Below are 22,633 nucleotides of genomic sequence, written 5' to 3'. Positions count from 1 at the left end.
AACAAGAGGTGTTCATCCGCGTTTTAAACAACCGGTGGGCTGGTTATTTTATCTTACGTTTTAATTCATCAATTTCTTTTTGTTGTTGAATGAGGTATAAGGTCAGTTCCTCTATTTTTTGCAGCAGGAGTTTATTCATTTCTCCGACGTCTACACCATTTTCTTTTACCTCTGCTGCTGTTGGAATTTCCGGAAGGTGACCATTTTTAGCGATGAAGTTCTCCACTTCCTGTAAAGAGGGTAGTTTATATTCCGGGTGAAATACAAAGTCCGCCCAGTTAGGTTGTTGGGTTACTTTTATACGCCGGGCGCCCAGGGTGCCTTCTACGGCGAGTTTGTAGCTTTTAGGTGTTAGTGTGCCGATGCCGATGTTGCCGCTGTTGGTCATTACAAAGTTATATCTCACGGGCAGTGCCGTGGTATCCGTGTCGGTGGAAAAGAAGCAGAGCAGGGAATCGCTGGTGGCGCCAATCCCGAATTTACGGATGCCTGCTTCCAGTTCAATGGATTGGGCGGTTTTTAGTTTGATCGCTTTCCCCCAGCCATTTGCGGTCCACGGAGCAGCGCCGGAAATTTCAAGTTTTGCGGTGGGAGCAGCGGTGCCAATGCCAATATTCCCGGAAAAATAATTAAGGCCGCCGAGCGAGTAAGTACTACCTGTGTAGGTACTTCCATTGGTATTTACATAGCTGTCGATGGCCGTTTTGAAAGTATGGGAAGGTCCATTATTGGGCTCGATGTATGGGAGGAGCCTTCCGGCAGTACCGTCATATACGGCGACGTTGTCGTTATAACGGGAGCTATAATTATAACTGGTGCTGCCTCTTAACCATATAATGATAATCTTTGCGTTATTTCCACCAGTTGCATCTCTCCAACCCGCTACAAATTTATTGAAGGGCAACGCGGGGTTAATATATTGCCGGATATCAGCCTCAATAAACTGGGAACCATTTCCCCAGTTGGTTGTATGATACCTGAACGTGGCGATAGTACTGCCTTTCCAACTATTTGTACCGTCCTGATGTACGCTGGAGCGGCCTATCTGAAGTTCCGAGGCTTCATTATAGTTCCATGCGGAGTCCGTAAATATAACCGGATAATATTTGTCGATATCGCCATTTACTACAAAGATGCCACGTACCTGTGCCTGTGACGGAAAGCAGCAGAGGGCTAATAAACAGGCCAATAGCAGGCCGGGTAACTGGATGAATTTCATACATATAGGTTTTAAAGAAAAACAAAAATACAGGGTTTATGCTATTATCAAAATAACATTTTAATTTGATCAGGGCATAAAAAAACCGGTTGCAATGTAGCAGCCGGTCTTTCAGCAAAATATTGAACCTGGTTATATCTCCCCTTTCTTCAGTTGCTGCACGGCATAGTCCACCGCCCTGGCGGTCAGCGCCATGTAGGTGAGCGATGGGTTCTGTGTGGAGGTGGAAGTCATGCAGGCGCCATCCGTTACAAACACGTTATTGCAGGCGTGCATCTGGTTCCATTTATTCAACACGGATGTTTTAGGATCGTTGCCCATACGCACACCGCCCATTTCGTGGATATCCAGTCCGGGCGCCTGTTTGGAGTCGCCGGTATGTATATTGGTGAAACCGGCTTTGGTAAACATGTCGGTCATCTGCTCAAAGAAATCCTTCAGCATTTTTTCATCATTATCGTCGTAGTCTACGTTGATATTGATTTGCGGAATGCCCCATTCGTCTTTCTTTTGGGTGTCCAGTGTAACGGTGCTGATTTCTTTTGGAATAGTTTCGCCCATCATGTGTGAGCCCACGTACCAGGGGCCTGTTTCGCTGTTGAAGAGCTGGTCTTTCAGCGTTTTGCCAAATCCGTCGGTGTTGGTATGTGAGCCCCTGCCGGAGGAAAATCCTGCCGCATATCCACGAAGGAAATCTGTTTCCTGTTTGTGTACATTACGGAAGCGGGGCAGGTAGGCGCTGGTAGGGCTACGGCCATCGGTGGTAGTGTCTTTGAACCCTTCGTATTGTCCGCTGATATGTCCGCGGTAATTATGGAAGGCGAAATATTTTCCCAGTACGCCGCTATCGTTGCCGAGGCCATTAGGGAAGCGGTGGGAGGTGGAGTTGAGCAGTACGGCATTGGTGTTTACGGCAGCGGCGTTTACGAAAATCACTTTTGCGTAATACTCCATCATTTCTTTGGTGTTGGTATCCACTACGCGCACGCCGGTGGCTTTTCCTTTTTGTTCATCAAAGATGATGGAATGTACTACGGAAAACGGGCGGAGTGTAAGATTACCGGTTTTTTCTGCCCAGGGAATAGTGGAGGAGTTGCTGCTGAAGTAGCCGCCAAACGGACATCCGCGCTGGCAAAGATCTCTTTTCTGGCATTGTCCTCTGCCCTGGTCCAGGTGGATCTGCTGGGGTTGCGTTAGGTGGGCGCAACGGGCGTAGATCACCTGCCTGTCTTTATAATTATCTTTTACAAAATCCTTAAAATAATTCTCTACACAGGAAAGCTCCAGTGGTGGAAGAAATTCTCCGTCGGGGAGGTTTGGCAGGCCATCTTTGTTTCCGGAGATGCCCACAAATTTTTCCACATAGCTGTACCAGGGCGCAATGTCTTTGTAACGGATAGGCCAATCGGTGGCAAAGCCGTCGCGGGCGGGACCTTCAAAGTCGAAGTCGCTCCAGCGTTGTGTTTGCCTGGCCCACATCAGTGATTTCCCGCCTACCTGGTATCCCCTGATCCAGTCGAACGGTTTGGGTTGACCATAAGGATGATCGGTATCTTTTACGAAGAAGTGCATGGCATCTTCTTTATAGGCGTAGCAGCGGCTGATTACCGGGTTGGCAGCCCTGATGGTTTCCGGTATCTGGCCACGGTGGGGAAATTCCCACGGGAACTGGTTGGTGGTGGGGTAGTCTTTTAAATGTTTTATGTCACGGCCTCTTTCCAGCACCAGTGTTTTTAAACCTTTTTCTGTGAATTCTTTTGCTGCCCATCCGCCGCTGATGCCGGAACCAATAACGATGGCATCGAACGTACGGTTTTGCAGGCTGGTATTATCTTTACTCATACAATTAGTAGTTAGGCAAGCTTCCGGGTAATGGGTTTCAGCGGTACACAACCGTGGTATCGCGCGGGTACCAGTTCATAGATATTTACTTTGGTAAGAAAATATTTAGAATTGGTATATGCCTGGATGGTAAGACGTTTGGTAGCGCGGTAGAAAAAAGAAACGTCGTCCTTGTCGTCTTTGGCGGCTTCCAGGGTTTTGAGCAGGGCTTCCCGTTGTGCGGGAGTGCTGTCCAGGAAAGTATGTCCGTTTAGTTTCTCAGATGCCTGCTCAAATGATTTCATGCCGTTGATCCAGCGTTGCTGGTCTTCCTTTTTATAGCAATCGTCCATCATAATGAGGGTAAATAAGTGGGCAGACAGCTCTTTGGCGCCTGGCGTGGTAGTAGCGGGAATGATCGTATCCACCAGTTCGGCCAGCATTTTCTCCTGGTCGCCATCTACCGGAATGTTCTTTAATGTTAATGATGTTCTGCTGGTGTGCTGCAAACAGGCAGGCAATATGGCCATACCGGCTGACACATACAGCAGCTGCCTGAGTGCAGCTCTTCTTGTCACTGCCATTGATCGGAATTTATTGTAAGAAAACAGGAAATTATCAACATCTATTTAATTCTCTAATGTTTGCAAAAACGTTTTTTTACTGCTTTATAACGTGAAAATCAGCTTAAATATAGGAGAATCCACGATTTTTTACAAAGATTATTGACAGAATGAGGCTGCATAGGTGTTTCAGTAATAAATATTTTTTTAAATTATCTTGTATTTATTCCGGTGAATCTATATATTTGTTTTGAGCAATCAATCACACTTGTTATTTAACTTTTACCGGAGAGCAAACTACTTGTTTAAGTATATTTTCTAAACCGATCAACCAAAATCAACAAAGCCTTAAACCGCCAGCCCGGATGGTGTTGCATGGATAGTAATTACCTTACATACACTGGGTTTTCGCGTAGTTTATTACATACTTTAACTAAACCGGAATAGAGCAGGCTTTGCAAAAAAAGCCCGGGGTTTCTATTGTCAATTAAGCACAACTATGCTGTTATATAAACAGTCATAAAGGGGATTTATGTCAACATAATCAGACTATCACACCCGGGATTCTTATCCTGCAGGGGATGGTATGCTGTATGAGGAAATATTATCACTAAACCAAAATTTGAACAATGGGCAAATACCCGCCGTGATGCGCACTGCATCAATAGTTATTTGATTTTAATGATTGCTCATCTTCCGGATAATTTTTAATGATTGTCTTATTGGCAATTAATAATCATTTGCCCGGTGCACATTATTTAACAACTAAACCAGCATCTGAACACGCGCAACTATCAACAGTTTCAGCGCCAACGGGATTGCTATGCCCTATGCATAGCCTGTATCAAAAAAAATTGCTCGCAGGAAACAGGAAAAAAAACAGGCAGGCGTTGCCTGGTATACTCCCGTGCGGTATAGTACCGCTTATTGGCCGCTTTAAACAACAACCAGCATCTGAATCTAACTCTAAATCTAAAAACTGCACTCATGAAAAAAAATGCATCATTATGCTTTATGCTGATGCTTTTCGGGTTGCTCGCTTCTGCGCAAACCCGAACTGTTACCGGACATGTATTGGACGGAAGTGGCGCCGGAATTGGATTTGCTACAGTCCAAATTAAAGGTACCACTACCGGAACAATGACTAATCCAAATGGAGACTTTGAAATTCATGTAAAAGGTAATGTTATTTTGGTGGTATCTTCAGTAGGCTATGTTAGCCAGGAAATCCCGGTTGCCGGTCATAATGAAGTAACCATAAAACTGGCAGTATCTTCCAAATCAATTGATGAAATAGTAGTAACAGCCGGTGGTATCGCCAGCAGGAAAAAAGAACTGGGATATGCCAATACCGTAGTGAAAAGTGAAACACTGGTGGCGGCAAAACCTACCAACATCGCCGGAGGGCTGCAGGGTAAAGTAGCCGGACTGATGATCAATGGCACCACCGGTGGCGTGAATCCCAATTACCGCATCGTTCTGAGGGGACAGCGTTCTTTAACAGGCAACAACCAGGCGCTGATCGTGCTGGACAACATGATCGTTACCAATGATATTCTCGGTTACCTGAATCCGGAAGATGTGGAAACCGTTACTGTGCTGAATGGCGCCGGAGCGGCTGCCCTGTATGGTTCGCAGGCTTCCAACGGCGCAGTGATTGTAACAACTAAAAAAGGGAAACAGGGAGTTACTTCCGTAAATGTTTCTCAAACTACAACGATTGAACAGGTAGCATTTTTCCCAAAGATCCAGAAAAAATTCGGCGCCGGTGGTACCGGTTATGGTACAGATGAAAACGGAAACCCTCCTTTTTCCTATCTCGAAAACCAGTCTTACGGACCTGCTTTTGATGGCGTAAAAAGGCCCCTGGGACCCGCACTGGAAGATGGATCACAGGATTCTGCCTACTACCAGTACAATGATGGTCATAATAAATTCTGGAATAAGGGCCTGACCAATCAAACTGATTTTTCGATGTCTACCGGAGATGAAAAATCTACTTTTTATTTATCAGCACAATACCTCACCACAAAAGGAACTACACCGGATGATAAATATAACCGGGGAACTGTCCGGGTGAATGGAACAAGGAAAATAGGCAACACGATTAACATTACCTATCATACCGATTATGTTCAGAACAAATATGATATTACCAATGCCACCGCTTCCATGTATGCGAACATGCTAAACATGCCCAGCAACGTGGATATTACCAAATACAGCGATTGGAAAACAAACAAATTCGCTAATCCAAACGGGTTCTATAATCCCTGGTACCTGAACCCTTATTTCAGCAAGGATAATTTCAGATCTGATCAGAAAAATAATTACCTCACCGGAAACGTAGAACTGAAATTCACGCCTCTTGACGGACTGGATTTCGTTGCCCGCCAGGGAATTGTTGCCAAGAACTATAACAGCAAAAATACCAACGGCGGATTTACCTATACCGACTTTGCCAAACATACAGATGCCAGTTCCAAGGCGGACATTGCGGCTTCTGTAGTAGACAACAGCAGTTACAAAACACAATATCTCACTGATTTCTTTGTTCAGTACGCGCGGAAGCAGGGGCGTTTCGACATTAAACTTCTCGGCGGCGGCCAATGGCGTGAGGATCAGTCAAAATATGTTACCAACTCAGCGAACGGACTGGTGGTACCGGGTTTATTTAATGTAAGCAACGGAGTAGGTACGCCAGGCGCAACGGAAGCCAATTATAAAGCCAGGCAGATGGGTGTTTACGGAAGTGCTACCATCGGGTTCAACAACTACCTGTTCCTGCATGTTACCGGCAGAAATGACTGGGTATCTACATTAGCTGCGGCCAACCGCTCCTTCTTCTATCCTTCGGCAGATCTCTCGTTTGTGGCCAGTGACGCCATCACCGCATTGCAGGGTAATAAAACAATCAGCTTCCTGAAATTAAGAGGCGGCTGGTCAAAAGTAGGACAGGTGAACCTGGGCGATAGTTACGACTTCGGCGCTTACCAGCTGGAGCCTACCATCAGCGGCAAATCGTATGGATTTCCATATGGCACCCTCGCCGGCTATACAGTTGATAACACGCTGGTATCAAACAATCTTAAACCTGAAATTACCAAGGGATATGAAGTGGGCTTCGACCTGAATATGTTTGATGACCGCTTTGTTTCCAATCTTACCTGGTTCAGTACCAAAACGGATGACCAGACGGTAAACACCCGTGTATCCTATGCTACCGGCTACAGTGTACTGAGAACCAATACCGGGCAGACACAAAGCAAAGGCCTGGAAGTGACTGCACATGTAACGCCTGTAAGATCAGCAGACTGGAGTGTAACTGTAGGCGGTAACTACACCTGGCTGGATAACAAAGTGAATTTTATCAATAGTGCCCTGCCAAGACTGGCACTGTCCACTTACGGTGCAGATGGTCCGGGCTCTTACGCCGTACCGGGGCAAACATTCCCTGTTATTATGGGATTTGATTACAACCGCACCCCGGATGGAAAAGTGATTGTAGATGGTAACACTGGTCTTCCTTCCAAGGCAGATACTATTTCCATACTGGGAAATGCAACGCCGCGGCATCGTTTGAGTCTTGATGCACAGGTAAGATATAAACGTTTTTCCCTGAGTGTGTTGTTTGAGTATCGTGGTGGTTACCAGGTTTACAATGCAATGGGTCCGGAAATGGACTGGTCGGGAACCGGCTACAGGACTGCCATATATAACCGCGAAAGATTTGTATTCCCGAATTCCGTGGTGGCAGATCCGGCAAATCCGGGTAAATATATTACCAATACCAACATAACCGTGAAGAATGGTAATGGTAACAATGGTTTCTGGACAGATGGCATCAACAGGGACGTTACCTCTAACTATGTAACCTCCGGTGATTTCTGGAAACTAAGGGAAATTTCTCTCTCCTACAATGTACCAACAGAAATACTGAGAAAAACAGGATTTGTGAAAGGGTTAACCATCAGTGTACAGGGACGTAACCTGTTCCTCTGGATGGCAAAAGACAACTACTATACCGATCCGGAGTATAGCGATGCAGGTAACGACAGTAATGCTATTGGTCTTACCGGTCTGGGACAAACACCTCCTTCCCGTTATTACGGAGCCACCCTGTCTGCGAAGTTTTAAAATTGGATGAAGATCAAAAAAAAATTATTTGCCATGAGAAAACTGAATTTTATCATATTTATGGGAATGCTGGTACTGGCTGCTTCCTGTAAGAAATACCTGGATATTAACCAGGATCCGAACCGGGCGCTGGCCTCTTCCGCCACCGCCGAACTGATACTGCCGCAGGCGCTTACTGCCACCGCTTCAGCTATGAATCAATTCAACTCCTATGGTATGGAGTTGGTCGGTTATGGCGCCAATGCCGGTGGTTTTGGCGGGTTCGGACAAGCAATCTCCTATAGTTTTTCTTCCACTTACTTTACCGGTTTGTGGAATAATACTTACGACAACCTGGAAGATTACGCCACTATTATCAGTAAATCGCAGGGCCAGCCTACTTACAGGTATTTTGAAGCCGTAGGCAGGATCATGCTGGCAAATAATTATCAATTGCTGGTAGATACTTACAACGATGTGCCTTATACAGAAGCGTTGAACGGCGCCAATAACCTGAGTCCTCAGTATACCGATGCAAAGCTGATCTATAAAGACCTGGCTGCACAGTTGGACACTGCCATCCAGCTTATCAATGAAGGCGATAATACCGTAGCAGTTCATGCACTGGGTAACGCTGACGTGATTTTTAACGGAGATGTGGTAAAGTGGAAACAACTGGCCAATACACTTAAATTAAGGATCATTTTACGTGGCAGTGGTAAAGTAACTTTTAACAACACTACGTTCAGCCCGGATGGATTTCTTACCACCGATGCGCTGGTAAACCCGGGCTATATAAAGGATAACGGAAAGCAGAACCCCAAATGGGAGAGCTGGGCGTATAGCAGTACCGGTACAGATGCCACCAAGGCATGGATGCCGAATATGTTTGTATTTAGCTATTATAACGGGGTGAAATTGTCAGATCCTTACAGGGGTGGTAACGTGTATTATAAGTTCCCGGCAACGGGTCTGAACAGGCTTGGTGTGGAGAACAACAGCGTGCCTTCCAGTGTTTCCGGCAATTTCTGGTATCCTGCAACAGGAAGGGATGGTAAGGCCGCCGTAGATACTACCGGTGTGCTGAAAGGTCCCGGCGCCGGGTTTCCTTTACTCACTGCCGCAGAAAGTTACTTCCTGCAGGCAGAAGGCGCCGTCAAAGGTTTAATACCGGCCGGTAATGCCGCTGCGCTTTTTAACAACGGCATCGGTGCTTCTTTTAAATATTTATATACTATGGCCGATGGTAAAACTATTCATGGTGATCCGTCGGGTGATGTGGTAAAATATTTATCCGACAATGAGCTTAGCCCGCTGGTGAATTTTACGCTGGCAGCTACCACAGAACAGAAGATGGAAGCCATTATCACGCAGAAATATATCGCATTGAATTTCGTGAACAGCCAGGAAGCCTGGAACGAATACAGGCGCACACATTATCCAAAGATCAGTAACGCAGCCAGTGCAGATGGTTACGCCACCTTTGCATCTTCTGTATCGGAAAGTACCCGCCCCGACAGGCTGCCTACCCGCCTGTTATACCCTTCTTCCGAAGGGGCTTATAATGCGGCAAACATGCCTAAAGGCATTAGTCCTTTTACTTCCCTGATCTTTTGGGCTTTATGATCAAATTAAAATCTGTGATATGAAACAATTTAAAATAAGCACATTATTTTTCTCCATGCTCTTGCTGGCCGGACTTACATCCTGTTTGAAAAGCAATGACGATAAGATGGGGCTGGATATCAGTAAAACAGGCAATGTCATTGAATTTGCCAATACAGGTGATAACGTGGCGGTGGCAGCTTCTACCTATCCACGATTCAGTACAGACCTGGGGGTAGTGGCGCTGGGAGATACCGTTTTCCTCCATGTTAACGTGAGCTACTCCGGCTCCTCGGATGCGCCGGAAGATATTACGGTGGGCCTGGCAGTAGATACTGCGGCATTGGCACTTTTCAATACGCAGAATGGATCAGACTATGTAGCGCCTCCTACCGATCTGTTTAAGTTCTCTCCTTCGGTTGTGATAAAGAAAGGAACACGGAAAACGAAGATCCAGGTGGCGATTATCAATAACGGCAATTTCGATTTTAACGTAAATTACGCTTTGCCGCTGCAGATTAGCAGTGCTTCCAAAGGTATCGTCAGCGGAAATTTTGGTAAAGCCATGTATTCCTTTTCAGCCCGTAATAATTATGATGGCGCCTATACGATGGCTGCTACTGCTCCGATGGTAGACGTATTAAACGCTGGTCTCACCGGTTTTTACCCACTGAAAATGCACCTGATCACCTTTACGGGTAACTCTGTTGCATTATATGATATTGATGGTAATGCTGCAAAAACATATGGGCACCCGATAAAGAGCGGAACATCTGCATCGTATTATGGCAGCTTCAGCCCTGTATTCTTTTTTGACAGTAACGGTAAGATTACCAGCGTAACAAATTATTATGGCCAGGAATCCGGTGGTAATATGCGGTCTGCGGTGCTGGATCCAACCGGTGTAAATAAGATCACATTTAAAGAAGATGGTAAAGTGGATTACTTTGAAGTGAGTTACATCATGACGCAGAGTATATCTTCTCCGTTTTTACCAAGAACGTATTTCCATGAAAAATTTACCTACCTGGGCGGAAGGTAGTTTTAGATGCATGAGTGATGAATGAACGTACCACAATGAGGAAGGTGACAAACCGGAATCATTGTGGTACTTTAATTTTATTTCACTCCTTTTTCAGGATTCCAGTTGCCCCGCAATTTACGGATATAAAGGATCTGGCCAATATGATAGGCGTTATGTGTATTGATATTGGCAATAGTGCTGTATTGTGATGCGAGCTTTTTTTCATCGGCTTGTTCAATAGCAGTTTCCCAGGCAGTGAGCACGCTGTCGATCCGTTTAACGGAAGCTTCCCATTGCTCCTGTGTAGCGGGGGAAAAGGTATCATCGTTATTAATGTTGCCTTCCGGCTTTTCTTTTCCTTTGAACTTTTCGAGCAGCCCCAGGTCCCAGAAAATGAGGTGGTTCACCAGTTGCGCAATGGAGTGGTTACCGGAGCTGTCTTTCCAGTTGGCCTGTTCAGAATTAAGTCCTTCTATAGCAGTGTTTACCGGTACAAACCATTGTGCATGGGCTTTATCGTGGGTAGTACGTAACTGGTCCAGCAGTATAGATTTAATGGCAGCCGTTTGGCTGTAGCTGAAAAATGACATTAACAGGAACGGGAGTACGAAAATAATTCTCATAGCGGGTATATTTTGGAGTTTAGCTATTTGGGTGCGGATCAAATATAATGACTTTGTGATCTCAAATGACGAAAAATTTAACCGGTAACGTTCTCAGTGAAAAAAAATAAATGGATGAGGCAAAACTTTATCTTTATCGGCATGGCTACTTTATGGAGTGAGCAGAACTAAGTACGACACCATAAAAACTAATTGAATGAAACAACGGACAGCTACTGTAACAGCGGGATCACTCAGCAGGCGGGATACCGTGATATCCATACTCATTGTGGGTTTACTGTTCTTCGTATTTGGTTTTGTGACATGGGTGAATGCCATCCTGATTCCGTATTTCAAGATTGCGTGTGAACTGAGCAATTTCCAGTCGTACCTGGTGGCCTTTGCCTTTTACATCTCCTACTTCTTTATGTCGGTGCCGGCTTCGTACCTGTTGAAGGCAGTGGGTTTTAAGAAGGGGATGATGATAGGTTTCTGGGTGATGTCGCTGGGAGCGCTGATATTTATACCGGCGGCGTATACACGCACTTATGAGATATTTCTTGCGGGGTTGTTTATTATTGGTCTTGGCCTGGCAGTGCTGCAAACAGCGGCCAATCCATACATCACCATCCTGGGGCCTAAAGAAAGTGCGGCGGCGCGTATCAGCATTATGGGGATCTGCAACAAGGGAGCGGGTATAGTGGCGCCACTGATCTTTGCTGCCGTGATACTGAAGGCTACCGATGGCGACCTGTTTAAGGAGCTTGCCCATATGACGGGGGATGCCCGCAACGCTGTGCTGGATGGGCTGATCAGAAGAGTGATAGCGCCCTATGCAGTGGTGTCGGTGGTATTGTTTGCATTGGGTTGTATGGTGCGTTTTTCTCCTTTGCCCGAAATTGACACAGAGCATGAAGATGCAGCCGTCGCTACTGCCAATGCGGGTAAAACGAGTATTTTCCAGTTTCCCCACCTGATCCTGGGGGCGCTTGCGATATTTTTACATGTAGGTACACAGGTAGTGGCCATTGACACCATTATTGGTTATGCGGGATCTATGCACATTCCTTTGCTGGAGGCAAAAACATTTCCTTCCTATACGTTGTTCGTCACCATTTGCGGTTACCTGTTGGGGATATCGCTGATACCGCGTGTGATCAGTCAGGCTAATGCCTTGAGGGTATGTACTATACTGGGTGCGTTGTTTACGCTGGCAATTGTATATATGCGTGGCGAAGTGACGTTGCTGGGGCATGTAACGGATGTTTCTATCTGGTTTGTGGTGATGCTGGGTTTTGCCAATTCGCTGGTGTGGGCGGGCATTTGGCCGCTGGCGCTGGACGGACTGGGGCGGTTCACCAAACTGGGGGCGTCTGTGATGATTATGGGGTTATCCGGTAATGCGATGTTGCCGGTGGTATACGGACTGGTGGCGGATATGTACAATGTACGGTTGGCCTACTGGGTATTGTTTCCGTGTTACCTGTACCTGGTGTTCTACGCATTTTACGGGTACAAACTGAGAAGCTGGCGTAAGCGGTAGGCCTGGAGCGGTCGTTTATTAAGGTGCCAGGTGTTTGGCCGGATAAAAAATTGTATACTTGAGGATGATAAGGAGGCGTATCCGCACCTGACTGATGACGATTTTGTAAAGACGTTCCTGGCACAGGAGCGTAATAAAAAAACTTCTGCTACATGCTTAAAGAAAGAATCCGGCAATTAGCCAGCGGACTGCTGGAGGAGGCAACGGCCAACCGTCGTCACCTGCATACGAATCCAGAACTTTCCTACCGGGAATACCAGACGGCGCTTTTTATAGAAGAGAAGCTGCGCGCGCTGGCCATTCCGTTTGAAAGGATGGCTGATACCGGGATTGTTGCTTTATTGCAGGGGGAGGCGGGCCCATCCGACAAGGTGGTGGCGCTGCGGGCGGATATAGACGCCCTGCCCATTATTGAGCTGAATGAAGTGCCCTACCGGTCGCAGAATACGGGGGTGATGCATGCCTGCGGGCATGATGTGCACACCTCTTCCCTGTTGGGCGTGGCGGGGATCCTCAGCCGGATGAAGGAGGCGTTTTCCGGTACGGTGAAGTTTATTTTCCAGCCGGCGGAAGAGGTCATTCCCGGCGGGGCCAGTTTGATGATAAAGGCAGGGGTATTGGAAAATCCACGGCCGCATCATATACTGGGGCAGCATGTGATGCCGGAGCTGCCGGTGGGCAAGGTGGGGTTCCGTTCCGGGCGCTATATGGCCAGCAACGATGAAATTTCCATTACGGTGAAGGGGAGGGGCGGTCATGGTGCAATGCCGCACCTGGGTATTGACCCGGTGGTGATTGCCTGTCATATGGTAATAGCGCTGCAGCAGATCGTAAGCCGCCGTGCCAACCCGTTGCTGCCATCGGTATTGACTTTTGGTAAGATGCATGCCAACGGAGCCAGTAACGTGATCCCGGACGAAGTGAAGCTGGAGGGTACATTCCGGTCGCTGGACGAAACCTGGCGTAATGCGGCACATGAGAAGATTAAAAAGATGGCCATCTCCATAGCAGAAAGTATGGAAGGCTCCTGCGATATTAAAATAGAAAGAGGATATCCTGTACTGATCAACGAAGATAAACTGACGGCTGCCAGCAAGGCGTATGCCGTTGACTACCTGGGGGAAGAGCAGGTAGCTGACCTGGATATCTGGATGGCGGCAGAAGACTTTGCATCCTATTCACAGGTGGCGGATGCCTGTTTTTACAGGTTGGGGGTACGCAATGAAAACAGGGGCATTGTATCCGGTTTGCATACCGCCACCTTTGACGCCGATGAAAAAGCGCTGGAAACCGGCGCCGGGCTGATGTCTTATCTCGCACTGAAGACTTTAGGTAACTAATGAAAGCGTTGGGGCCACACTTATTATTTTGTTAACCGCCGGTTAACAACGGCAGATTCATTGCATTCACGGGCAATAATTATGCGTTCACAAAATAAGGTGGGCAACTAACGACCATGAGTATATCTTTGTATCAGGTTTTTCATAGGATATGGTTAAAATATTAAAGGGGAGGTAGTCTTGCCACCCCTTTTTTTTTATGTCCGCTATGCTGCGCGCTGTTTCCCCGGTAATCTATTATACTGCATTTTATAAGTAGTGATGTTCTTGTCAATTTCGTTTAGTCCTCACCGTTATCAATAGATGTTAACAATATGGTTAGCTTCAAATATATATTTCATTTGCATTATGAAAGCAAATAAAATGTTATTTATCTTCGCGCCCTATGTTGACAATTTCAAATTCGATTGATATTATCATTCCTTCTTTCCGGTTGGATGAACAGTATCTGCTACCCTTGATCCATTTGCCGAAACCTGCGGGCTGGCAATTCACCTACTATGTAGTGGTGGACAATCCACAGGTAAAACCGGGAAAGGAGATACTCCGTTTATCGGAGGAGGGGGCGATTCATCTGTTTATTAACCCGGAGAACCTGGGCGCCGCGGAAAGTCGGAACAAAGGTATCAATGCGGGTAATGGTGAGTGGATGTTGTTTTTGGATGATGATATTGTAGCGGAGAAGGATTTGCTTTTTCAATATGTGAAGGCGATTGAAGGCCACCGGGAAGCGATCGGATTTATTGGGCTGACGGATTTTCCGGCTCCCATGAATACTTTCACCCGGTCGTTGATGGCGGCGGGGTTGACGACTATTTTTACGATTGCCAACAGGAAGGAGGAATTTATGTGGGGGGTGACGGCAAATATGATGTACAACCGTGCGGCCATGCAGGAACTACGTTTTTCTCCGGTCTTTCCAAAAAGTGGCGGGGGAGAAGATGTGGATCTGTCGGCGCAGATCTGTTTACGGAACAATGCGCGTTTTATTTGTATAAAAGAAGCCAGGGTTACACACCCCTGGTGGAACGACGGGCAGCCGCACTATAAACGTTTTGAACGTTATGGTGTAGGTACCGCGTTGTTGCTGCCGCGGTTTAAAAAATTTACCTGGTATGCGTTTCCTAATCCCATAGAAGGATGGGTGCTGGCATTGCTTTGCGCGCCTTTGTTTTTTATATTTCTCAGCTGGCAGAAATGGCTGATCTTTTTAGCAGCTATTCCTTTAATTGACATGGGTATTAACTATGTAAGGGCTGCCGGTATGGGGTATCGTGAATTGAAAGTAGCGTATTACATGACGTTGCTGCGGTGCAGTACAGAATGGGGTATGTTTAAAACCGTGATAGGACAGGGTAAACCGGCGTATTTTATGAAGCGGATCAATGTTGATTTTACGCGTCCCCGTCATTTCCGCACCAACCGGTGGCGGATCACCAAGCTGGTCATCTATCTTATCTTACTATCGTTATTGATCTTTATAAAATAATCAGTTCCTGCTTTTTTTGTTATCTTTCTTCTCAGGTTACTGACTGCACATTAAACGTTCATGAATGAAGAAGGTACTGGTGCCACTACCTGATTATGGTTTCGATCCCACTGAAGCGGCTATACCCTGGTTGTTGCTGACGGCAAAGGGATACGACGTGCAATTTGCCACGCCGGGCGGTTACAGCGGGATGGCAGATCTCCGGGTACTGAGGGGAGAGCAGCTCGGTATGTGGAAGTGGTTGTTGCAGGCGCGGGAGGATGCGGTAATGGCTTATCACCGGATGTCGAACAGTGAATCTTTTTGTACCCCTTTAAAGTATACTCAAATCCATCCGGAAGATTACGACGCGCTTTTGTTGCCTGGCGGCCATGATAAGGATGTAAAGGTTTATCTTGAATCATCCCTGTTACAAGAGGCGGTTGCTCATTTTTTTATGGCGAAGAAGCCGGTAGGGGCTATTTGTCACGGGGTAGTGCTGGCCGCGCGAAGCAAAGACCCGCGGACGGGGTTATCCGTTTTACATTCCTATAAAACCACTGCCTTACTGGCCAGCCAGGAGCGTATGGCTTATCACCTTACCCGGTGGTGGTTAAAAGATTATTATCTCACGTATCCGGTTACCGTGCAGGCCGGGGTGACGGCGGCGCTGGGCGATCCTGCGCAGTTCCTTTCCGGGCCGCTGCCTTTGGCCCGGGATGATGCCCAACATCCGGAGCGGGGGTTTACGGTACAGGACCGGCACTATCTATCTGCCCGCTGGCCGGGAGATGCATATCGTTTTTCCACGGAATTTATTCATATGCTGGAGCATGCTTAGCGGGGGGCAAGTGCTTACCTAAAGTATATCACCCCCGTTTCCGTGGGCCGCAATGCCCTAAATTTGTAACCATGAGTAAGCATGGATTAAGACGGCCGCTGTCGGTTTTGGACCTGGCACCGGTAACAGAAGGAAGTACGCCTGCAGATGCATTCCGGAATAGCCTGCGGCTGGCACAACACGTAGAAAAGTTGGGATATAAGCGTTTCTGGATGGCTGAGCACCACAACATGGTGAGCGTGGCCAGTTCGGCTACAGCGGTATTACTGGGGTATATAGCCGGTGGTACCAACACGATCCGGGTAGGTTCGGGCGGTATTATGCTGCCGAATCATGCGCCGCTGGTGGTGGCCGAGCAGTTTGGTACCCTTGCCTCGCTGTATCCCGACCGGATTGACCTCGGGCTTGGAAGGGCGCCGGGTACCGACCAGGTAACTGCGCGGGCATTGCGCCGCGACCGGCTTGGGGCTGGTCATGATTTCCCGGAGCAGGTACAGGAATTACAACAATACTTATCGTTCGATAACCATACCAGCGCCGTGAGGGCGATACCCGGTGAGGGCCTTGATATCCCTATATGGATACTGGGTTCCAGCACCGACAGCGCTTACCTGGCTGCGGCTATGGGGTTGCCCTATGCGTTTGCAAGCCATTTTGCACCCGCACAATTGCATGCTGCGCTGAAAATATACCGGCAGCAATTCAAGCCTTCAGAATTTTTATCGGCGCCTTATACGATGGCCTGTGTGAATGTAATTGCCGCGGATACCGATGCAGAAGCCAACCGGTTGGCCACCTCGTTTTACCAGTTGTTCCTGGGTATTATCCGTGGTAAGCTGCGGAGGCTGGGACCACCGATAGATAGTATGGAGGGCGTGTGGACTGAGTATGAAGCGGCGCATGCACAACAGATGCTGAGTTGTTCCTTTATTGGTAGCACCGCTACTGTGCAGACAGGCTTGCAGCGTTTCCTGGAAGAAACACAGGTAGATGAGCTGATGGCTACCGCGCACATTTATGACCAGGATACACGGCTTCGGTCGTACGAACTGTTGAAGGGAATCGCGGATAATTTATAAGTTAAGTAAAGAACAATATTAATAATGGCGCTGTTTTTGACAGCGCCTTTTGTGTTTACGGGCTGGTGAAGGTTGAGGGGATGTATACGGGGTAGCTTTTTATTGTATCTTTATGTAATGGGTTGTCAGGTGGCAGCTTAAAAATCGATCTATGGTTCAAACAATGCGAACAGTTATAACCGGTACTGGTAGCTTCATTCCTGCCAACAAAAAACTAAATAGTGATTTTTTGCAACAGGAATTCTACAGTGACCGGCAGGAAAGAATCCCATCTGAGGCGGCAGACATTATCCGCAAATTTGAGGAGGTAACGGGGATTTCTGAACGCAGGTATGCCGATATAGATATGAACGCCACGGAGATGGCAGTAGCGGCGGCGGCAGCAGCTATTAAAGATGCGGGAGTGGACCCGGAAACGCTGGATCAGATTATCCTGGCGCATAATTTCGGGAATGTATTAACAGATACGATTCAGTCGGACGCGGTACCATCGCTGGCTTCCAGGGTGAAGCAGGCATTGGGTATCCGCAATCCTTCCTGTATACCTTACGATATTTTGTTTGGCTGCCCGGGTTGGATCCAGGGATTGATCCAGGCCGATGCGTTTTTTAAAGCGGGGCTGGCAAAGAAGTGCCTGGTAATAGGAACGGAAACCCTGAGCCGGGTGATTGACCGTTACGACCGTGACAGTATGATTTTCAGTGATGGCGCGGGCGCCGTGATTGTAGAGGCTTTCAAAGATACAGCAGATACGGCGGGAATTATCAGTGCGAGCACACAGTCGTACGCAATGGAGGAGCTGAATTACATTTACATGGGTAAGTCGTATGCACCGGAAGCGGATAAACGTGTACGTTATATCAAGATGCTGGGCCGCAAGGTATATGAGTTTGCGTTGAAGCATGTGCCGGAGGCAATGAAGGCTTGTTTGGATGCAGGCGGCGTGAACATTGCAGATGTAAAAAAGATCTTTATACACCAGGCCAATGAGAAGATGGATATTGCCATCATCAAGGCTTTCTACTTATTATATGGTATTAAAGAGATACCGGTGGATATTATGCCTATGAATATCCACGAGCTTGGCAACAGTTCTGTGGCCACGGTTCCCACTTTATTTGACATGGTACGTAAAGGGCATATCGCCAACCAGGAGGTGCATGCCGGCGAAGTGATCCTGTTTGCTTCTGTGGGAGCGGGTATGAACATCAATGCGATTTGTTACCGGATGTAATTATCGTATAAGCGTTACCGTACCTTTTTTGCTGAAGCGGCGTCCGGTATAATCCACGCCCTGCACCATCCATACGTAGGTGGCGGCGGGAGCGGGGCGCCCCTGCCAGTTACCGTCCCATCCGCCGGGGAGATCGGCGCTCCGGAATATTTCCTGGCCCCAGCGGTTCCAGATACAGAAGAAATCCAGTTTGGGTACGCCTGCGGCAATCACGCGGAAGATGTCGTTGCGCCCGTCGTTGTTGGGGGTGAATGCGTTTGGTACATAGAATGCCGGTCCTTCATACACTTTTATGCTTACATCATCATGGTCCTCACATCCTTCCGGGGAGGTGAGGGTGAGACGGTATGTCTGGTCCTTTTGCAGGACGGCAACGGGGTTGGGCAGGTAGGGATCATTGAGGCCGGTGGCGGGCGACCAGGCATAGCGGATACGGGGATTGAGCCATTCCGCCTGGAGCTGCAGGGGCTGGCCGCTGGCAATGATGGTATCTTTCCCGGCTTGTGCGAACACGGAAGTGACCCTGACGGGAACTTCCACTTCGGGTGAAACGCAGCCATCGTTGCTAACAGCGTATAACCGTACGGGGTAGTAGCCGGTATCTGCGAAGCGGAAGGCGCCCTGTTGTTGTTGCAGCGTGTAGCCGTTGCCGAGATCCCAGTGCCACTGGCTGACAGGCGTGACCGGCGTGAGATTGGTACCTTCAAAGCCGGTAGGAACGCCGAGGCATACGTCTTCACCTCTGCCGCTTACCTGCGGCGTATTGCTGACCAGGATTGATTTGGTGGCGTTGCTGCCACAGCCCTGCGCTGAGGTAACCGAGAGTTGTATTTGCCGGGTACCTGGCGTAGTGTAGGGGGCTGTTGGTTGCTGACCGGCGCCGGTTGTGCCATCGCCCCAGTTCCATTCCCATTTTTGAAGTGTTCCTACGGTAATGGTAGTACGATCTTCCATCTGCATTTTAGCATTGAGGCAAAGGGGATCGGGGCCAAAGTCTACTACCGGGTACGCACCTACGGTGAAGGGCGCTTTTAAGGTGTCGGACATGCAGCCGCTGTTATCTTCAATCACCAGTTTTACTTCATAATGACCGGCCGAGGGATATACGTGAGCAGGCGGCAGTGGAGCGGTGGAAAGGGTTCCATCTCCCAAATCCCACCACCAACGGGTGATGGACCCGAAAGAGCTGGAATTGTCCCTGAACTGGATAGGGGTACCATCGCAGAAAATCTGCTGAGGACTGAAATTAAATTCCGGGCGGAGAGCGGCGCAAAATTCCTGTTTGTTGGTGCTGCCACCTGTAGATCCGGCAAAGCCCCAGAATACACTGGGATCTCCGCCGAAAATATCGTTTACAATGTCTTTGTCGAGTGTGAGGCGCAGTTCATTATCCACGCTTATTTCCATATGCTTTGTCGCCGCGTTCCACTGGATGCGGAAGAGGTGCCAGTTGCAATCCTCAATATTATCGCTGTTGGCCAGCACGGTTACCGGTGTGGTAAGATTGCCGGTGGGATCGCTGTGATCCGTGATGCCGTTCATTTGTATGGCAATATGATCGTAGGCAGGGTCATTTTCATCGTTGTTTTGCCAGGTATCAATAATGATACCGAGAGACGGTGAAATGCCTTTAAAACCGATGCCCTGACCGGTAGCGCCGAGATTAGTGCCTTTGGTTTGCAGGATGAAACCAATACCATCTGCGCCGGTAGCATCTTTACAACCCAGGTTTACATCAAATACATAATTAAACGACTGGTTAAGGTTGATCTTGTTTTTATTCCATACGGTGCCGCTGGTAGCCGGCTGGTCGGGTGTGAGCACATAGCAGTTGCACGTACGCTGGGTAGCTGCACCATTGAGTATATATGGTAGCGGTGTCTGGCCCGTGAGCGGGGAACTTTTCAGCAGCAGGAAACCGGTGATCAGGCATAGTATTCTTTTCATGTCGGGGAGCGGGACAGATTGCCGGTAACAAGTTACATTCTTAGTGATTAACATCAAAGCATAAACCAGATGAATATCATTATAGATTATAAAAACAGGCAGATGTTCCTTTCCCGCACCGATGACACCAGGTACTCTTATATACCATGAAACTGCGGAATCGCAATACGGGAGCAGTGGAAGCATTTTTGCCCGGTTTTAAGTAATTTGCGCCTAATTATGGATATAAGTGTTAACAAATACATCAGTGAAACGGGCTTTTGCAGTCGCCGCGAAGCTGATAAATATATTGAACAGGGCCGCGTGACGATCAATGACAACATTGCCTCCAAAGGGAATCGCGTTAGAGATGGCGACGTGGTAGAAGTAGACGGAGAGCCTCTCAAAAAGAAAAAAGCTACTGTGTACATTGCCCTGAACAAACCCAAAGGGATCACCTGTACCACAGACCTCAAGGATAAAACCAATATCATCGATTACGTAAACTTCTCCTCCCGCATATTCCCGATAGGCCGGCTGGATAAGCGTTCCGAAGGACTGATATTCCTCACCAACGATGGCGATATCGTGAACAAAATCCTGAGAGCCGGTAATCAGCATGAGAAAGAATATATCGTTACTGTCGACAAACCCATAGACATCGAGTTTCTCAAAAATATGCGCAACGGCGTGCGCATCCTCGGCGTAATGACGCAGAAATGCTTTGTGCAGCAGGAAGGCGCCAACCGTTTCCGGATCATTTTAACGCAAGGGCTCAACCGGCAGATACGCCGGATGTGCGAAGCACTGGGCTATGATGTAGTGGCGCTGAAACGGACACGTATTATGAATATGACGCTGAAAGACCTGGCACAGGGAAGCTGGCGGTATTTTACGAAGGAAGAGGTAAATAATTTGAATGCCTTGGTGGCGAATAGTAAGAAGACCGCAGGGAATGATGCGGATGGGATGGATGAGTAATGGGGCCATTAATGGCTACGCGCACCAGGATAGATCCCGGCACGCGTACAATCATTTCCATCAGCTGGAAGAAATGACAAACCATTAGTTAATGATTGGAATAGAAAGGTATTTATGGCATTACTTTCTTCAACGCAGCCTCTAAAGCCTCGCCACGCAGGTATTTAGCGATGATTTTTCCATTTGGATCGATGAGGAAGTTCATTGGAATTGCATTTACTTCGTACAGCTTAGCCGCTTCGTTGTCCCATGCCTTCAGATCGGATACCTGTGTCCACGGTAAACCATCTTTTTCAATGGCTGCCAGCCATTTTTCCCTGTCTTCCGGCTTGTCCAGCGATACACCCAGTACAGTAAAGCCTTTGTCTTTAAAAGTATTGTAGGCTTTTACCACATTAGGGTTCTCTCTTCTGCAGGGACCGCACCAGGAGGCCCAGAAATCAAGCAATACATATTTGCCCCTGAAGTCGGAAAGTTTCACCGGTTTACCGCTGGCATCCAGTTGTGTGAAGTCGGGAGCCACAGCGCCTTCCTGCGTTTTTTTCACCTTTGCGATGCGGGTCCCCAATTCCTTACCCAGATCTGATTGACGCAGGGATTCATCGAACAGGTTGAATTCCTTCTCCGCGGCAATAGCATCAAATTCAGGCGGCAGGGTAGAGTTGAAAGCCATCAGCGCCATGTACTTGCTGTGGTTGGCTTTTACATATTTCATCTTGGCGGCAATGATCTCCTCTCTGATGGTATTGGCTCTTCTGTCGAGACTGTTCAGGTAAGCGGTATCCTTTTGCTCTTCGGGCGACTTCGATTTAAACTCGTCATTCAGTTTTTCGTACTGATCGTAGATGGGCTTCAGCATGGCATTAACTTTCGCGTTGTCGTCGTTGGCCACACTACCGGTAATAGTTGCATTTTTGATGGAGTCTTTTGCTGCGATGGCGATGGTCTTATCTTCAAGCAGGAAGGGAAGAATATCTTCCACGGGACGGGTCGTAGGGTCGGGAGGAAGGTTGTTGTGTTTCACCACCAGGTGAGCTTCTTTAGGCGCATTTACGCTGCCTTTGAAACTGAATCTGCCACCTTTCATGATGGTGGAATCTATGATGCGTTCACCGTCCACTTTATAGGTCAGAAATACTTTTACGGGTTCCTTGATATTACTCACCCTACCTTTAATGGTATAGGACTGTTGCGCTACTGTTGCCAGCGGGGCACACATACCAGCTATCATTATCAACTTATTTAAAGTCATGTTATATTTTTTGAAGACG

The 22,633-nt window shown here is 47.7% G+C and carries 16 protein-coding genes; 10 read left to right on the top strand and 6 right to left on the bottom strand.

All coding sequences use genetic code 11. The annotated features are described in order from the left end of the window. Positions 1 to 43: 43 nt before the first annotated feature. From ACMXI2_RS15425 to ACMXI2_RS15415, 3 genes are all read right to left on the bottom strand, one after another. The gene (locus ACMXI2_RS15425; protein WP_483776991.1) at positions 44 to 1,219 is read right to left on the bottom strand and encodes a hypothetical protein; all 1,176 of its coding nucleotides are present in this window, start codon (positions 1,217 to 1,219) and stop codon (positions 44 to 46) included. 132 nt (positions 1,220 to 1,351) lie between these two features. Then, entirely contained in the window at positions 1,352 to 3,061 is a 1,710-nt protein-coding gene (locus ACMXI2_RS15420) for a GMC oxidoreductase (RefSeq protein WP_483776990.1), read from the bottom strand. An 11-nt stretch (positions 3,062 to 3,072) separates the two neighbouring features. After that, complete coding sequence (locus ACMXI2_RS15415) at positions 3,073 to 3,624, bottom strand: gluconate 2-dehydrogenase subunit 3 family protein (protein ID WP_483776989.1); 552 nt, start codon at positions 3,622 to 3,624, stop codon at positions 3,073 to 3,075. A 966-nt stretch (positions 3,625 to 4,590) separates the two neighbouring features. Between ACMXI2_RS15415 and ACMXI2_RS15410 the strand changes: the two genes are divergently transcribed. The 3 genes from ACMXI2_RS15410 to ACMXI2_RS15400 are packed head-to-tail and all read left to right on the top strand — an operon-like array spanning position 4,591 to position 10,366. Next, positions 4,591 to 7,740, top strand: a complete 3,150-nt coding sequence (locus ACMXI2_RS15410; RefSeq protein ID WP_483776988.1) for a SusC/RagA family TonB-linked outer membrane protein — start codon at positions 4,591 to 4,593, stop codon at positions 7,738 to 7,740. 33 nt (positions 7,741 to 7,773) lie between these two features. After that, positions 7,774 to 9,345: a SusD/RagB family nutrient-binding outer membrane lipoprotein gene (locus ACMXI2_RS15405; protein WP_483776987.1), complete on the top strand. Its 1,572-nt coding sequence runs from the start codon at positions 7,774 to 7,776 to the stop codon at positions 9,343 to 9,345. A 19-nt stretch (positions 9,346 to 9,364) separates the two neighbouring features. Further along, positions 9,365 to 10,366: a DUF1735 domain-containing protein gene (locus tag ACMXI2_RS15400; RefSeq protein ID WP_483776986.1), complete on the top strand. Its 1,002-nt coding sequence runs from the start codon at positions 9,365 to 9,367 to the stop codon at positions 10,364 to 10,366. 77 nt (positions 10,367 to 10,443) lie between these two features. Here the strand turns inward: ACMXI2_RS15400 and ACMXI2_RS15395 are convergent, their stop codons facing one another. Continuing rightward, positions 10,444 to 10,971, bottom strand: coding sequence for a DinB family protein (locus ACMXI2_RS15395; protein ID WP_483776985.1), 528 nt, complete (start codon positions 10,969 to 10,971; stop codon positions 10,444 to 10,446). Between the two features lie 196 nt (positions 10,972 to 11,167). On the opposite strand from ACMXI2_RS15395, the gene ACMXI2_RS15390 reads away from it, so the two are divergent. The 6 genes from ACMXI2_RS15390 to ACMXI2_RS15365 all read left to right on the top strand — a co-directional run bounded on the left by ACMXI2_RS15390 (position 11,168) and on the right by ACMXI2_RS15365 (position 18,455). Then, positions 11,168 to 12,493, top strand: coding sequence for a sugar MFS transporter (locus tag ACMXI2_RS15390; protein WP_483776984.1), 1,326 nt, complete (start codon positions 11,168 to 11,170; stop codon positions 12,491 to 12,493). A 152-nt stretch (positions 12,494 to 12,645) separates the two neighbouring features. Continuing rightward, positions 12,646 to 13,833, top strand: coding sequence for a M20 metallopeptidase family protein (locus ACMXI2_RS15385; RefSeq protein ID WP_483776983.1), 1,188 nt, complete (start codon positions 12,646 to 12,648; stop codon positions 13,831 to 13,833). 385 nt (positions 13,834 to 14,218) lie between these two features. Next, positions 14,219 to 15,322, top strand: coding sequence for a glycosyltransferase family 2 protein (locus ACMXI2_RS15380; protein ID WP_483776982.1), 1,104 nt, complete (start codon positions 14,219 to 14,221; stop codon positions 15,320 to 15,322). Between the two features lie 64 nt (positions 15,323 to 15,386). Beyond that, entirely contained in the window at positions 15,387 to 16,142 is a 756-nt protein-coding gene (locus ACMXI2_RS15375; protein ID WP_483776981.1) for a type 1 glutamine amidotransferase domain-containing protein, read from the top strand. A 71-nt stretch (positions 16,143 to 16,213) separates the two neighbouring features. After that, positions 16,214 to 17,221 carry an LLM class flavin-dependent oxidoreductase gene (locus tag ACMXI2_RS15370; RefSeq protein WP_483776980.1) on the top strand — a complete coding sequence of 336 codons (1,008 nt, stop codon included), beginning with the start codon at positions 16,214 to 16,216 and terminating at the stop codon, positions 17,219 to 17,221. A 163-nt stretch (positions 17,222 to 17,384) separates the two neighbouring features. Continuing rightward, positions 17,385 to 18,455 carry a 3-oxoacyl-ACP synthase III family protein gene (locus ACMXI2_RS15365; RefSeq protein WP_483776979.1) on the top strand — a complete coding sequence of 357 codons (1,071 nt, stop codon included), beginning with the start codon at positions 17,385 to 17,387 and terminating at the stop codon, positions 18,453 to 18,455. Here ACMXI2_RS15365 and ACMXI2_RS15360 read toward each other — a convergent pair whose 3' ends face one another. After that, positions 18,456 to 20,402, bottom strand: coding sequence for a lectin-like domain-containing protein (locus tag ACMXI2_RS15360; RefSeq protein WP_483776978.1), 1,947 nt, complete (start codon positions 20,400 to 20,402; stop codon positions 18,456 to 18,458). Between the two features lie 219 nt (positions 20,403 to 20,621). Between ACMXI2_RS15360 and rluF the strand changes: the two genes are divergently transcribed. Continuing rightward, positions 20,622 to 21,362 carry a 23S rRNA pseudouridine(2604) synthase RluF gene (rluF, locus tag ACMXI2_RS15355; protein WP_483776977.1) on the top strand — a complete coding sequence of 247 codons (741 nt, stop codon included), beginning with the start codon at positions 20,622 to 20,624 and terminating at the stop codon, positions 21,360 to 21,362. 112 nt (positions 21,363 to 21,474) lie between these two features. On the opposite strand, the gene ACMXI2_RS15350 is transcribed toward rluF, so the two are convergent. Beyond that, positions 21,475 to 22,614: a redoxin domain-containing protein gene (locus ACMXI2_RS15350; protein WP_483776976.1), complete on the bottom strand. Its 1,140-nt coding sequence runs from the start codon at positions 22,612 to 22,614 to the stop codon at positions 21,475 to 21,477. Positions 22,615 to 22,633 lie beyond the last annotated feature (19 nt).

This window comes from Chitinophaga sp. G7 BAM 1005, assembly GCF_057126945.1.
This window is presented reverse-complemented; position numbering and strand designations above follow the sequence as displayed.